Origin of the sequence: Promicromonospora sp. NPDC057138 (genome assembly GCF_042670845.1) — a bacterium.
Classification (GTDB): Bacteria; Actinomycetota; Actinomycetes; order Actinomycetales; family Cellulomonadaceae; genus Promicromonospora.
The window spans coordinates 1-13383 of the sequence record NZ_JBHUUX010000102.1 but is presented as its reverse complement, the minus strand read 5'-3'; the positions used below and the strand labels follow the sequence as shown (position 1 = coordinate 13383).

Genomic DNA, 13383 nt, shown 5'->3' with positions numbered 1-13383 from the left:
GCGCCCCCCCCGGGCCCCCCCACAGCCCCCTGAGTTTTTTGGCCCATTAGGTGGACCCCGCTCGCCCCCCCCGGGGTCTCGACAAGCTCGACCAACGGAAGCTCAGGAGTGGCCCGTCTCCGACTCGTCGGCCGCCAGGCGCTCCTCGACCCGGGCGATCTTGCTCTCGATCTGCCCGGCCGGAGCGCCCGGGCGGATGTCGGCCTTGATCACGAGCGACACCCGGTGCCCGCCGCGGGACACGGCGTCGGTGGCGCGCTGGATCACCGGCATCACCTCGTCCCATGACCCCTCGATCTCGGTGAACATCGAGGTGGTCCGGTTCGGGAGGCCCGACTCCCGGACAATGCGGACAGCCTCGGCGACGGCGTCGGCGACGGACTCGCCGGAGGTCATGGGGGCGACGGAGAACGCGAAGAGAGCCATGTGCCCATCCTGCCCCCACCCGTCGGACCGCCGCACACGCGTCGGACGTGCGGGTCGCCCGGGTGACCTGTGCGACACATATGGGAGGTTCTGACAGAACCGCTGCGCACGTAGGCTCGACGCGTGAACGTCACCCTCCTCGCGGGCGGGGTCGGCGGTGCGCGGCTCGCGCACGGCCTGGATCTCGCGCTGCGCGCGGCCCTCACCGAGACACCCACCACGACGCCGTCCGCCCCCGACGGAGGCCCGGTTCCGAGACCGGCGCCGGCACCGCCGCTGACCGTCGTCGTGAACGTCGGCGACGACACCGAGCTGCACGGCCTGTCCATCTCCCCCGACATCGACACCGTCGTGTACACCCTCGCCGGGCTGAACGACGAGGACCGGGGCTGGGGCCTGCGCGGCGAGTCCTACGCGACCCTCTCCGCGCTGAAGGACCTGGGCGAGGACACGTGGTTCACGCTCGGCGACCGCGACCTCGCCACGCACATCGTGCGCACCGCGCGCCTGCACCACGGCGAGAAGCTGTCCGCCGTCACGGCGCACCTCGCCCGCGCGATGGGCGTCCGACCGCGGGTCCTGCCGGTCACCGACGACCGCCTCGCGACCTTCGTCGACACCCCGTCGGGCCGGCTCGGGTTCCAGGAGTACTTCGTGGGGCGGCAGCACGCGGACGCCGTCCTCGGCCTGCACTTCGCCGGGGCCGACGCCGCCCGCCCCGCCCCCGGTGTCCTCGACGCGCTGGCCGCCGAGCTGGTGGTGCTCGCGCCGTCCAACCCGTTCCTGTCGATCGAGCCGCTGCTCGCGGTGCGCGGCGTCCGGGAGGCGCTGGCGATGGCCCCGGGCCGGCGTGTCGCGGTGAGCCCGATCGTGGGCGGGCAGGCGATCAAGGGCCCGGCCGCCCAGATCCTGGAGAGCCTCGGGCACGAGGTGTCGGCCCTGGGTGTGGCCCGGATCTATGCGGACCTCGTGGACGTGATGGTGATCGACGAGCGCGACGCGCGCCTCGCCGGACCCGTCGCCGACCTCGGCCTCACCGTGCACGTCACCGACACCGTCATGGGCGGGCCGCCCGGCCGCGAGCGCCTGGCTCGCGAGCTGCTGGCGCTGGCGTGACCAGCGGCGTCGCCCGGCCCGCTGGGGGTACGACGGCGGGCGCGGCCGCGGGTACGACGCCGGGCACGACGGCGGTGGTGCCGCTCCGGGACGGCGTCTCCGGCAAGTCGCGGCTGGCCTCGGTGCTCGACGCCGGCTCGCGGCGCCGGCTGGTCCGGGTGCTGGCGCGGCACGTGGTGACGACGCTGCTCGCCGCCGACGGGATCGGGCGGGTGGTCGTGGTGACGGCGGACCCGGTCTTCACGCGGGAGACCCTGGCCGGGCTGGAGGTCGAGGTGCTGGAGCAGCCGGCCGACCGGCCGGGGCTGAACGCGGCCCTGGAGCATGCCCGGGAGGTGCTCGCGGCGCGCAGCTCGGAGACGGAGGGTCCAGGTGCGGCGGCTCCCGGGACGCCAGGCCCCGCGGCCGCCCGCCTCCTCGTCGCGCACGCCGACCTGCCCGCCCTGACCCCGGAGGACGTGGCGGCCCTGCTCGCAGAGGACGCCCCGGTCGTGATCGCGACGGACCGGTACCGGTCGGGCACGAACCTCCTGCTGCTCCCCTTCGAGGCCGAGGTCGCTCCCGCAGCCGCACAGCGGAGAGGCCCGGGTCTCGACGGCGGTCGGGACCAGGACCCCGGCTTGCGGTTCCGGTTCGGCGTCGGCTCGCTCGCGGCGCATCTCGCGGAGGCGGAGGCCCGCGGGCTGGGCGTCACGGTGGTGCACCGGCCGGGCACCGCCGTCGACCTGGACACCGCCGACGACTGGTCGCAGCTTCCGGGCGAGGTCCGCGCCGCCGTCGGCCAGCAGGTGCCCGGTCTGCTGTAGTTTGCGTGATATCGAGGGCTTTCCTCGTGGATCCCAGGCCGACCGGGGAGGCACCGTGAACGCTGTGCGGAACGTCGGGATCGTGGGCGCCGGGGCCGCGGGGCTCGCGACCGCCGTCCTGCTGGCCGAGGCCGGGACCGACGTCGTCGTGTACGAGGCGAAGCCGAGCCTGGGCGCCCTCGGGTCCGGCATCACGCTGCAGGGCAATGCGCTGCGGGCCCTCGACCGGCTCGGCGTCTGGGACGAGGTGCGGGCCAGGTCGTTCCCGTTCGACCTGCTCGGCATCCGCGCGCCCGGGCCGGAGGCGCCCCTGATCGCCGAGATGCCCGAGAACAAGATGGGCGGCCCCGGCTACCCGTCGGCGGCGGGCATGTACCGCCCCGACCTGGCGGAGATCCTGCTGGCCCGCGCGCGGGCGCTCGGCGCCACGGTCCGTTTCGGCGCCCGGGTCACGGCGGTGAGCCAGGCCGACGACGCCGTCACGCTCACCCTCGCGACGGACGCCGGCCCGGAGCGGGCGACCCACGAGCTCGTCGTCGGGGCGGACGGCCTCGGCTCCGCGGTCCGCGAGCTGATCGGCATCGAGACCAGGCCCGAGCCGAACGGGATGGGCATCTTCCGGGCGTTCGTCAGGCGGCCGGCCGAGGCGGACCACCTGGAGCTCGTGTTCGGCGGCCCGTGCTACATCGCGGGCTTCAGTCCCACGGGCGCGGACACGATGTACGCCTACCTGGTCGAGGACAAGCAGGACCGGCAGGACATGACGGCCGCCGAGGGCTCCCGGATCATGGCCGAGCTGGCCCGCCCCTACGGCGCCCACTGGAACGGCATCCGAGCCCAGCTCGAACAGGGCGTGGAGCACGTCAACTACACGTGGTTCACCAGCCATGTCGTCGCCGAGCCGTGGAACCGCGGCCGCGTGGTCATCGTCGGCGACGCCGCGCACTCCTGCCCGCCCACCGTGGCGCAGGGCGCCGCCCAGTCCCTGGAGGACGCCGTCGTGCTGAGCGACGTGCTGACCAGGCACGACGCCCTGACCGACGAGATGTGGGCCGAGTTCCACGAGCGCCGGGTCGCTCGCGTGACCACCGTCGTCGAGGTGTCGAACCGGATAGCGGGCTGGCTGCTGGCCCACGAGCGCGGCGACGTGCCGGGCATGCACCGGATCATCTCGGACCTGGTCTCCCGGGAACCCTGATGAGCAGGGTGCCGTGATCAGCACAGCGCCGTGAGCCGTCAGTGCGCGGCGGCCTCGACCGCAGCACGCAGGCTCCGGACTGCCTCGTCGAGGCGCGCGTCGGCCAGGTTGCCGTAGCCGACGACGAGCATGGTCGACCTGGCCGACGGCGCTGCCTGGTACCGCCGCAGGTCGACCAGCGCGACGTCGCGCGCGGCGCCCTCGCGGACGACGTCGGCGGCGTCGATCCCGGCCAGGTCCACCGTCACGTGCATCCCGGCGGCGATCCCGCCGACCGGCGCGCCGGGCAGCTCGCGGTCGAGGGCGGCCAGGAGCGCGGCCCGGCGTCGGGCGTAGCGGGTGCGGGCGGCGCGCAGGTGCCGCGCGTACGCGCCGCCGCCCACGAACCGCGCGAGCGTGAGCTGGTCCAGAGTCGCCGGGCCCGGCGTCGGCCCGCGCCGGACCGACACCTCCAGCACCGCGGCGCGCCACCGCTCGGGCACCACCATCCAGCCGATCCCGAACGCCGGCGACAGCGTCTTGCTCGTCGAGCCGAGCAGCAGCACCCGGTCGGGGTCGAGCCCCTGCAGCGCCGGCACGGGCCGGCGGTCATAGCGGAACTCGGCGTCGTAGTCGTCCTCGATGACGAGCCCGTCGACCTCCTGCGCCCAGGCGACGACGGCCGCCCGGCGCTCGTCCGACAGCACCGCGCCCAGCGGGAACTGGTGCGCCGGGGTGAGCAGCACGGCCCGCGCGCCGGTGCGGCCGGCGGAAGCGCGCAGGCCGTCCGTGGAGATCCCGGCGTCGTCCACCGGGACCGGGACGGGGGTGAGTCCGGCGGCCGCCGCGACGTCGCGCAGCGGGGCCCAGCTCGGGTCCTCGACGAGCAGGTGAGTGTGGCCGGCGTCGGCCAGGGCGGCGGCGATCCGCGACATGCCGTCCGCGGCGCCCCGGGTGAGCACCACGGCGGCGTCCGGCCCGGACACGATCCGGGCGCGCCCCAGGTGGGTCGCCACCGCCGCGCGCGCCGCGGGGTGCCCCGCGGCCGGCTGCCCGCCCAGGTCCTGGTTGGTCGCCTCGGCGAGCGCGTCCCGGGCCGCCCGCAGCCAGGCCTCGCGGGGCACGTGCCGCAGGTCGGGGACGCCGGGCGCGAGGTCGTGCGTGGCGCGCTGCGGCGCGCGCTCCAGTCCCGTGCCCGACGGCGGCCGCGCGCCCGCCGTCGTCCGGTCACCACCCGGGCGACGCCTCGTCGGGGCAGCCGTGCCCGGGCGACCCGGCCGCCCGGGTGCAACGTCCGCCCGGGTGCCCGCTGCGCCGTCGGGCACAGGTGCCGCGACCCGGGTCGCCGAGCCCGTGCGGGCCTCCAGGATCCCCTTGCCCACCAGGTGCCCGTACGCCTCGGTGACCACCCAGCGGGAGATGCCCAGCGCGTCGGCGAGCGCCCGGCTGGGCGGCAGGGCCGTGCCGGGCGTCAGGCGGCGGGAGGCGATGCCCTCGAGGATCGCCTCCTCCAGCCGGTGGCGCAGCGCGCCGGGCCCGGGCGCGAGGGCGATCAGTACATCGGAGGCGGAATTGGTCTGGCCTGCTGCCATGGCATTGGACCGTAGCACCAGACCGATCGCTGCCTAGCGTGGTGAGTGCCGGGCGGAGGCTCGGGACAATCAGGCCGAAGGAGCAGACCATGCAGTACCGCACGCTGGCAGGCGGGCACACGTCGTTCGAGGTGTCGACGCTGTGCCTGGGCACCATGTTCATGGGCACGCGGACCGACGAGGAGACGTCGTTCGCGATCCTGGACCGGTTCGTCGAGGCCGGTGGCACGTTCCTCGACACCGCCAACAACTACAACGCGTGGGTCGGCGGCTACGGCCGCGACTCCGAGGACGTGCTCGGGCGCTGGCTGGCCTCCCGGGGCAACCGGGACGGCCTGCGGATCGCGACCAAGCTGGGCGCGGCGAAGAAGGACCCGAGCCTGCCGCTGTCGAACACGCCGCCCACCAACTACCAGGGGCTGTCCGCCTCGACGATCGACCGGGAGGCGCACGAGAGCCTGCGCCACCTCGGCGTCGACCACATCGACGTGCTGTACGGGCACGTCGACGACCTGGAGACGCCGCTGGTGGAGACGGTCGGGGCGTTCGGCAAGCTGGTCTCCGACGGGGTGGTCGGCATCCCGGGCATCTCCAACGTCGCGCTGTGGCGGGTGGTCGAGGCGCGGGAGACCGCTGCCCGGCTGGGCGTCGCGCCGTACGGCGCGGTGCAGCAGAGCTACAGCTACGTGTACCCGCGGCCGCAGCCGATCCGGGGCAACTGGGCGACGCCCGAGCTGCTCGACTATGCCCGGTCCACAGGCACGGCCGACCGCCCCGGTCTCACCGTCATGGCGTACTCCCCGCTGCACCAGGGCGTGTTCACCCGGGACGACAAGCCGCTCCGGGACGGGGCGGACCACGCGGGGTCCCGCGCGCGGATCGCGGAGCTGCGCGCCGTCGCCGCCGAGATCGGGGCGACGCCGAACCAGGTGGCCCTCGCCTGGCTCCTGGGCGGCGAGGTGCCGGTGATCCCGGTGTTCGGGGCGAGCAGTGTGGCGCAGCTCGACGAGGCCCTCGGCGCGGCGGACCTGGTCCTGGACGACGAGACCCGAGCCCGCCTCGACGCAGCCTGACCTTCTTGGTTGTGGGCGTGATCGTTGCGACTACGCGCCGGTTTTAGGCGCAACGATCGCGCTCACAGCCAAGCCTGTTCACCAGCCGCCTCGGTGGATCACCTCTTCCTGGGGCTTGCGCTTGCGGCGGGTGGGCGAGCCTTTGGCGCCGCCGTCGGCCGGATGCCCGACGGCGACGACGCCGGTGATCTCGAACTCGTCCGGGATGCCGAGCTCGGCCCGGACCGCCCCCACATGCTCCGGCGGGACGCCGAAGAAGCACGCGCCCAGCCCCTCGTCGACGGCGGTCTGCAGCATGAGCAGCGACGCCATGCCGACGTCGATGTGCCAGAACGGAACTGGCCAGCGGGCCTCGTCGAGGTCCGTCCAGCCCTTGTCCTGCTCGGCGTACCGCTCCAGGTAGGCGGCCTTGGACGCGAGCGCCAGCACGATCACCTGCGCGGTCCGCATCCCGGCGAGCCAGGCCGACATGTCGCGCCCCGAGCGCTCCGCCGCCTGGGGCGTGGACGCCGCCCAGAAGCGGTCCCGGTCCTCGGCGGTCTCCAGCACCACGAACGCCCAGCCCTGGCTGAACCCCGCGCTCGGGGCGCGGACGGCGTTGCGGGTGATGCGCTCGACCGCCTCGGCGGGCACGGGCTCGTCGGTGAACTTGCGGTGCATCCGCCGCTTGCGGACGACGTCCTGGAATTCCATGCGTGCATAGTCCCCCACTTGCGCTTCCCGCCCGCCCTTCGGGCGTCGGCGAATCCCGTTGCCCGACGGCGGTGCGCGCGCCAGTCTGGAATGCATGACTCTTCAGGCGATCGAGCAGGCAACGCTGCCGCACGGCAACTTCGAGGGGTACCTCCACGGTTCCGAGGTCTCCATCATCTTCGAGCGGGTGGCCCAGGACGGCACGGGCCCCCGCCTGCACCGGCACCCCTACTCCGAGACCTTCGTGATCCGGTCCGGCCGGGCGCTGTTCACCGTGGACGGCCGGGAGTTCGAGGCCGGGGGCGGCGAGATCCTCGTGGTCCAGGCGATGGTGCCGCACAAGTTCCGGACCCTCGGCGCGGACCTCTACGAGGCGGTCCACATCCACGCGAACGACCGGTTCGAGACGGAGTGGCTGGAGTAGGCCGATTCACCCGGGTATTCCTGCCCGACGGCGGTTCCCGGCGCGCGAGCCGTGCCAGGATCCAGGCGTGAGCGAACCAACCGCCGACGTCTCGGCCCAGCGCGTCTTCGAGGCCGAGCTGCACTTGACGATGTCGAACTACCGCGAGGGCCTGGGGCTGCTGCCCACGACCAAGGCGATCCGCTGGCTGTCCGTGATCATCGTGATCGCCTCCACCGTGCTGACCATCATCCACGTCGAGTCCACCGGGACCGAGTACGTGGCTACCACGATATGGCTGCCGATCATCGTGCTGAGCTTCCTGCTCGGGTTCGTCCCTGATCTGCTTGCCTGGCATCACTGGCGGACCGCGCTGTCGGACGGCTACCGGCTCCGGCTGGACACCGAACACATTGCGTACACCGGGACCGAAGCCTCGACGTCGTACACGTGGCCGCTGGTCAGGAAGGCGGTCGAGACCGGCTCGGCTTTCCACCTCGTCATCCGGCTGGGCGGGACGACGGCGGTGTGCATCTTTCCGAAGAGCGCTTTCCCGCTCGAGGACCACGCTGCGATCCGCGAGCTCATCACGACCAAGGTCGGCAAGCTTCACCGGCGCTGACCGCCCCTACAGGCGGTCCGCGATGACCTCCAGCAGCGACTTGCCCTCCACGCCCATGAGGTCCAGCGCCTGGGTGCGGCAGGAGAAGCCGTCGGCCAGGTACGTGGTCCCGGGGGCGGCGTCACGCAGCGCGGGCAGCAGCGCGTTCTCCGCGACCGCCACCGACGTCTCGTAGTGCCCCTTCTGCATCCCGAAGTTGCCGGCCAGGCCGCAGCAGCCCGCGAGGACCTCGATCTGCGCGCCGCCCTTCTCGAGCAGGTTCTGGTCGGCCTCGTAGCCCATCACCGAGTGCTGGTGGCAGTGCGGCTGCACGACGGCGGACACGTCCGCCAGGGAGGGCATCTCCCACTCGTCCGGCACGTCGTCAGAGGTCAGCAGCTCGGCCGCCGTCCGCGTCATGCGCGCGACGGCCTGGGCGCGCGGGTCGTCCGGGAACAGGTCGAGCAGGTCGGAGCGCAGCACCGCCGTGCAGGACGGCTCCAGCCCCATGATCGGGATGCCGTTCACGGCGTACGGCCCGAGCACCTCCAGCAGCTTGAGCAGGCGGCGCCGGGCGCCGTCGAGCTGGCCCGTCGAGATCCAGGTCAAGCCGCAGCACGCCTGCTCGTCGGGCACGATGACGTCGAACCCGGCGGAGGTCAGCACCTTCAGCGCCGCCTGCGGCACCGAGGGCGAGAGCGCGTCGCTGAACGAGTCCGTCCAGAGCACGACCTTGGGCTTGGTCGCGAGCCGGGCCGCCGTCGGGCCCTCGCGCCCCGGCACGCCGAGGCCGGGCTCCGAGATCACGCGCAGCCCGGGCACGCCGTGCGTCGCGCCGCCGCGCGCCCACCACTGCCGGAACGGGACCTCGGCGAACTTCGGCATCGAGCGGCGGGTATCCATGCCGCCCGCCCACAGCACCGCCTTGCCGATCCACTTCACGCCCAGCAGGCGGTTGACCAGCTCGGGGACGGCGCCGGCGAGCCGGGCCCAGCGCGGCAGCCAGCCCAGGGCGTAGTGGTCGACGGGGCGCAGCTTGCCGCGGTAGGTCCGGTACAGGACCTCCGACTTGTACTGCGCCATGTCGACGCCGGCCGGGCAGTCGCTCGAGCACGCCTTGCAGGACAGGCACAGGTCCAGCGACTCCCGCACCTCGGGCGCGGACAGTCCCCCGACGAGCGTCCCGTTCACCGCCTCCTGCAGCACGCGGGCGCGCCCGCGGGTCACGTCCTTCTCGTCCTTCGTGGCCTGGTAGCTGGGGCACATGAAGCCGCCCGACGCCGAGGTGTCGGCCCGGCACTTGCCCACGCCCACGCAGCGGTGCACCGCCGTCGACAGGTCGTTGTGGTCGTGCGCGAACGAGAACCCCTCATACCCGGACTTGCGGCGGACGCCGTGCCCCGAGCCCTTGCCGACGAGCGGAAGCTTGGCGCGCACGGGGGCCGCCTGAGGGCGCCGGAGGTCGACGTCGACGGCCCGCGGCCGCACGACGACGCCCGGGTTGAGCAGGTCCTTCGGGTCGAACAGGGCCTTGAACCGCTCCATCAGCGCTATCGCCTCGGGCGAGTAGATGAGCGGCAGCAGCTCGGACCGGGCGCGGCCGTCGCCGTGCTCGCCGGACAGCGACCCGCCGTAGCTGGCGACGAGCTCCGCCGCCTCGATCATGAAGGTCCGCAGCACCGACCCCGAGGTCTCCAGCGGGATGTCGATCCGGAGGTGCACGCACCCGTCGCCGAAGTGCCCGTACGGCAGGCCGTCGACGCCGTACCGGTCCATGAGCGCCTGCAGGTCGCGCAGGTACGGCCCCAGCTTCTCGGGCGGCACCGCGGAGTCCTCCCAGCCGGGCCACGCCTGCTCCCCGGCGGGCGTACGACCGGCGAGCCCGGCGCCGTCGGCACGGATCTGCCACATCTTGGTGGCGTCCGAACCCGCGGGCAGGACCACGGAGTCCAGCGCCGTCGACGCCGCGACTATCGCGTCCGCGCGGCCCAGGGCCTCGGCCTGCGACGAGCCGCCGACCTCGATCATGAGCCAGCCAGCGCCTTCGGGCAGGGCCGGGACGGACTCGGCGCCCTTGGCGCGCCGCACGACGTCGACCAGGCGGGCGTCCAGCCCCTCGATCGCGAGCGGCTTGTGGTCCAGGAGCCGGGGCACGTCGTCGGCTGCTGTGGCCATGTCGGGGTAGCCGAGGACGACGAGCGTGGGCGCGCCCGGCGTCTCCACCAGGTTGAGCTCGGCCTCCAGGACCGTGACGAGCGTGCCCTCGGTGCCCACGAGGGCGCGGGCGAGATTCGAGCCGTTCTCGGGCAGGAGGTGCTCCAGCGAGTAGCCCGACACCTGGCGCCCGAACCGCCCGAACTCCGTGCGGATCAGCGCGAGATTGTCCCGGACCAGCTCCTTGAGGCCGGGCACGCTCGCGAACTCGGGATCGCCGGAGCCCGCGGTGAACCGCCGTCCGGCGCCGTCGATCACGTCGAGCGAGACCACGTTGTCGGCGGTGCGCCCGTACGCGACGGCGTGCGGGCCGCACGCGTTGTTGCCGATCATGCCGCCGAGCGTCGCGCGGTTCTGCGTGCTCGGGTCCGGCCCGAAGCGCAGTCCGTGGACCTTGGCCTCCGCCTGGAGGGTGGACATGATCGTGCCCGGCTGGACCCGCGCCGTGCGGCGCTCCGGGTCGATGCTCAGCACCCGGTTGAGGTTCCGCCCCAGGTCGAGCACGACGCCGGGCCCCACCGAGTTGCCGGCCACCGACGTGCCGGCGCCGCGCGCCGTGATCGGGATCTTGAGCTCGCGGAGCACCTGGAGCGCCGCGAGGACGTCGTCGGTGGTCTCCGGGAAGAGCACGCCCTCCGGGACCACGCGATAGTTGGACGCGTCGGTGGAGTACTCGGCGCGGCGGCGCGTGCTGGTGTCGACGACGCCGGCCATGGCGGTCCGCAGCGCGTCGGCCACCGCCTCGCGCGCGGCCTCGGCGGCGTGGTCCGCCTCCCGGCGCGCGGCCTTGCGCCGCTCCTCGCTCTCGGCGAGGCGGCGTTCCGCGTCCTCGGCGGCGCGTGCCTCGGCCTTCTCGCGCGCGGCGCGGGCGGCCTCGGCGTCGTCAGCGGTGTGGCCCGTCGAGCCGTGCGCAAGGCGGTCGTCGCTCATACCGTTCCGGGACGGGGTGTCGGGAGTCTGCAATGGCACCTCGCGATTCTCGCACCCCCGGGCGGCGAACCGCACACCTGTCCGACCTGTCGTTGAGTGCTGGGTATTTGCGGGTTATCGGCTGCGAATCCCGCAAATACCCAGCACTCAACTGAGGGGTCAGGACTCGAAGGTGACGTTCAGCGTGATCTGGTCTACGCCCGTGAGGGCCTTCGAGATCGGGCAGCCGAGCTTGGCGGCCTCGGCAGCGGCCTTGAAGCCGGCCTCGTCGATGCCGGTCGCGAACCCGCGCACGGTCAGCGCGCTCTTGGTGACGCGGACGCCGCCTGCCGGGTCCGGGCCGAGAGTCACGTCGGCGGTGACCTCGATCTGCTCCGGCGTGCCGCCGGCCTGGCCCAGCTCGTTCGTGAACGCCATCGTGTAGCACGACGAGTGCGCGGCCGCGAGGAGCTCCTCGGGGCTCGTGACGCCCGCGGCTTCGTCGCGCGTGCGCGCCGGCCAGGACACGTCGAACGTCCCCACGCCCGACGACGACAGCTCGACCTGACCAGACCCCTCCGTGAAGGTGCCGTTCCAAGCGGTGCGGGCGGTACGTGTTGCCATGGTTGCACTCCTTGTGAAGTTCGGGATTCCTGCGTGCCCGACACTACGACGCCCGCCGGGTGGTCGCGTCACGGTGCGAAGTCGAGCAGCTCCTCGGCGACGGCCATGACGGTCCACGTGCTGCCCTCGTCATCGGTGAGGTCGTAGGCGGGGACGAGCAGCACCGACTCGTCGGACAGCGTGTAGCGCGCCTCGGTGAGGGTCGCCGAGACGATGGTCACGTCCTCGACGGGCCACGCCACCGGCCCGCCTGGGACGGGCGTGGTCCTGGCTTCCGGGGCTTCGCGCGACGAGTCCTGCCGGGACCAGCCCAGCACCGCGCCCGCGAACCGCGGGTCGCCCAGCCGTTCGACGGCCTCCACCTCGCTGACCACCGGGTACGAGCCGAGGCTCGCGCCGGACGTCCCGGCGACGCGCACCTCCCCCGTCCTGGGCGCGTCCGACAGCGCTGCGCCCGCGTGGAACACGAGCCCGGTCGCCGTCGGCAGGTCGCCGGTGGCGTGGAGCGGCACAAGGCCTTCGGAGGTGGCTGCGCCGTTGTCCTCGGAGCCGGACTCGGCTTGGCCATCGAGCTCGGTCGCGTCCGGCGCACCCATGACCACCGACGGCGCGTCGGCCCCGCTCTCGGGCGCCGTGTCCGCCAGCGACGTGATCGCCAGCCCCGACTCCCCGGCCACGTAGCCGCCTCCGCCCGCCGCGACGATGCCGGCCACGGCGGCCGCGACCAGCCATGGCGTCCGACGGCGGTGCCGCCGCAGCGCGAGCTCGTCCGCCTGCCCAGGCCCGACGGACCCCGCGCGGCCGGCGGGCTCGGCGGACCCACCGGACTCGCGCCGGGCGCCCTCGTGCTCGGCACCGCCGGCCGGCCCATGCTCGGTCTGCTCGGCGATCAGCGCGTCCACCTTGGCCCGGAGCACGCCCTGGACCGGTTCGGGCGCACGCTTGGCGGGGTCCGCCGCCACCAGGCGGTCGAACGCCGGGTCCCCCAGTCGCTCGTGCTCGTTCATCGCTGTCCCTCCTTGCCGTACCCCGCGCCGTGCCTCGTGCCGTGCCCGGTTCCGAGCCGCGTGCCGTGCCCGGCTGCCCGCCGCGCACACCCTCTACATGTGCTCATGCGTCCACCGCTTGCTCGTGGGCGTCCCACGCGTCGCGAAGGCGGGCCCGGGCACGGGACAGCGCCGCGTCGGCGCCGCCGCGCGAGACGCCCAGCACCTGGGCCAGATCGTCGCCGGACAGCCCGTCCCAGGCGACCAGCAGCAGGATGCGCCGGTCGCGCGGCGACAGCCGGGCCAGCACGCTGCGTACCGCGTCGTCGACGGCGGCGAACGTCGCGGGGTCGACGTCGTCCGGCTCGTCCGGGACGACGGCGACGGGCAGCGCCCGCATCTTGCGCCGGTGGTTCGCCAGCACGTAGCCGGCCGTGCGGTACAGCCACGGCAGCTCCGCGCCGTCCGGCACGTCGCCGCGGCGGCGCCACGCCGTGGCGAGCACCTCGGCGGCGAGGTCCTCGGCGTCGGAGGCGCGGCCGCCGTCGGGCAGCCGACGGACGAAGTACGAGTACAGGGCGCGCGAGTGCGCGTCGAAGAGCGCGCTGAACCAGGCTTCGTCGTGCGAAGGCCTGTCGTGCGGCGGCTCGTGGGGGGCGCCGGGGCTGTCGTCCACGCCCCCACTCTGTCGCGAACGCCGGCATCCTTGCACCCGAACCGCACAACAAAGCGGTCTCGACAGGCTCGACCACCGGTGGTCGAG

Annotated in this window: 13 protein-coding genes; 6 read left to right on the top strand and 7 right to left on the bottom strand. The window is 73.8% G+C overall.

Features of this window, described 5'->3' with window-relative positions; all coding sequences use genetic code 11:
* Positions 1-102 precede the first annotated feature (102 nt).
* Positions 103-426: an MTH1187 family thiamine-binding protein gene (locus tag ACFT2C_RS27955; protein ID WP_377210369.1), complete on the bottom strand. Its 324-nt coding sequence runs from the start codon at positions 424-426 to the stop codon at positions 103-105.
* A 123-nt stretch (positions 427-549) separates the two neighbouring features.
* Here ACFT2C_RS27955 and cofD point away from each other — a divergent pair, with 123 nt between their 5' ends.
* The 3 genes from cofD to ACFT2C_RS27940 are packed head-to-tail and all read left to right on the top strand — an operon-like array spanning position 550 to position 3546.
* Positions 550-1542, top strand: coding sequence for a 2-phospho-L-lactate transferase (cofD, locus tag ACFT2C_RS27950; protein ID WP_377210368.1), 993 nt, complete (start codon positions 550-552; stop codon positions 1540-1542).
* On the top strand, positions 1539-2348 hold the full coding sequence (locus tag ACFT2C_RS27945) for an NTP transferase domain-containing protein (RefSeq protein WP_377210367.1): 810 nt from the start codon (positions 1539-1541) through the stop codon (positions 2346-2348). The genes cofD and ACFT2C_RS27945 overlap by 4 nt, the downstream gene beginning before the upstream one ends.
* A gap of 55 nt (positions 2349-2403) precedes the next feature.
* On the top strand, positions 2404-3546 hold the full coding sequence (locus ACFT2C_RS27940) for an FAD-dependent monooxygenase (RefSeq protein ID WP_377210366.1): 1143 nt from the start codon (positions 2404-2406) through the stop codon (positions 3544-3546).
* 38 nt (positions 3547-3584) lie between these two features.
* Here the strand turns inward: ACFT2C_RS27940 and ACFT2C_RS27935 are convergent, their stop codons facing one another.
* The gene (locus ACFT2C_RS27935) at positions 3585-5117 is read right to left on the bottom strand and encodes a PLP-dependent aminotransferase family protein (RefSeq protein ID WP_377210365.1); all 1533 of its coding nucleotides are present in this window, start codon (positions 5115-5117) and stop codon (positions 3585-3587) included.
* Positions 5118-5206: 89 nt separating this feature from the next.
* Here ACFT2C_RS27935 and ACFT2C_RS27930 point away from each other — a divergent pair, with 89 nt between their 5' ends.
* On the top strand, positions 5207-6190 hold the full coding sequence (locus tag ACFT2C_RS27930; protein WP_377210364.1) for an aldo/keto reductase: 984 nt from the start codon (positions 5207-5209) through the stop codon (positions 6188-6190).
* Between the two features lie 78 nt (positions 6191-6268).
* Here ACFT2C_RS27930 and ACFT2C_RS27925 read toward each other — a convergent pair whose 3' ends face one another.
* On the bottom strand, positions 6269-6883 hold the full coding sequence (locus tag ACFT2C_RS27925) for a nitroreductase family protein (protein WP_377210363.1): 615 nt from the start codon (positions 6881-6883) through the stop codon (positions 6269-6271).
* A gap of 94 nt (positions 6884-6977) precedes the next feature.
* On the opposite strand from ACFT2C_RS27925, the gene ACFT2C_RS27920 reads away from it, so the two are divergent.
* On the top strand, positions 6978-7307 hold the full coding sequence (locus ACFT2C_RS27920; protein WP_377210362.1) for a cupin domain-containing protein: 330 nt from the start codon (positions 6978-6980) through the stop codon (positions 7305-7307).
* A gap of 67 nt (positions 7308-7374) precedes the next feature.
* Positions 7375-7908 (top strand): YcxB family protein, encoded by a 534-nt coding sequence (locus tag ACFT2C_RS27915; RefSeq protein WP_377210361.1) that lies wholly within the window; start codon positions 7375-7377, stop codon positions 7906-7908.
* Between the two features lie 6 nt (positions 7909-7914).
* Here ACFT2C_RS27915 and ACFT2C_RS27910 read toward each other — a convergent pair whose 3' ends face one another.
* The 4 genes from ACFT2C_RS27910 to ACFT2C_RS27895 all read right to left on the bottom strand — a co-directional run bounded on the left by ACFT2C_RS27910 (position 7915) and on the right by ACFT2C_RS27895 (position 13296).
* Positions 7915-10815: an FAD-binding and (Fe-S)-binding domain-containing protein gene (locus tag ACFT2C_RS27910; protein WP_377210370.1), complete on the bottom strand. Its 2901-nt coding sequence runs from the start codon at positions 10813-10815 to the stop codon at positions 7915-7917.
* Positions 10816-11190: 375 nt separating this feature from the next.
* Positions 11191-11634: an OsmC family peroxiredoxin gene (locus ACFT2C_RS27905; RefSeq protein WP_377210360.1), complete on the bottom strand. Its 444-nt coding sequence runs from the start codon at positions 11632-11634 to the stop codon at positions 11191-11193.
* Between the two features lie 68 nt (positions 11635-11702).
* A complete protein-coding gene (locus ACFT2C_RS27900; protein ID WP_377210359.1) occupies positions 11703-12641 on the bottom strand; it encodes a hypothetical protein in 939 nt (312 codons plus the stop codon).
* 103 nt (positions 12642-12744) lie between these two features.
* The gene (locus tag ACFT2C_RS27895) at positions 12745-13296 is read right to left on the bottom strand and encodes an RNA polymerase sigma factor (RefSeq protein ID WP_377210358.1); all 552 of its coding nucleotides are present in this window, start codon (positions 13294-13296) and stop codon (positions 12745-12747) included.
* Positions 13297-13383: the final 87 nt, after the last annotated feature.

What these genes read in the sequence shown, in the direction of transcription:
- ACFT2C_RS27955 (WP_377210369.1), bottom strand. Translation starts at nt 426, where the DNA reads ATGGCTCTCTTCGCGTTCTCCGTCGCCCCCATGACCTCCGGCGAGTCC.
- ACFT2C_RS27935 (WP_377210365.1), bottom strand. Translation starts at nt 5,117, where the DNA reads ATGGCAGCAGGCCAGACCAATTCCGCCTCCGATGTACTGATCGCCCTC.
- ACFT2C_RS27930 (WP_377210364.1), top strand. Translation starts at nt 5,207, where the DNA reads ATGCAGTACCGCACGCTGGCAGGCGGGCACACGTCGTTCGAGGTGTCG.
- ACFT2C_RS27925 (WP_377210363.1), bottom strand. Translation starts at nt 6,883, where the DNA reads ATGGAATTCCAGGACGTCGTCCGCAAGCGGCGGATGCACCGCAAGTTC.
- ACFT2C_RS27920 (WP_377210362.1), top strand. Translation starts at nt 6,978, where the DNA reads ATGACTCTTCAGGCGATCGAGCAGGCAACGCTGCCGCACGGCAACTTC.
- ACFT2C_RS27910 (WP_377210370.1), bottom strand. Translation starts at nt 10,815, where the DNA reads ATGGCCGGCGTCGTCGACACCAGCACGCGCCGCCGCGCCGAGTACTCC.
- ACFT2C_RS27905 (WP_377210360.1), bottom strand. Translation starts at nt 11,634, where the DNA reads ATGGCAACACGTACCGCCCGCACCGCTTGGAACGGCACCTTCACGGAG.
- ACFT2C_RS27900 (WP_377210359.1), bottom strand. Translation starts at nt 12,641, where the DNA reads ATGAACGAGCACGAGCGACTGGGGGACCCGGCGTTCGACCGCCTGGTG.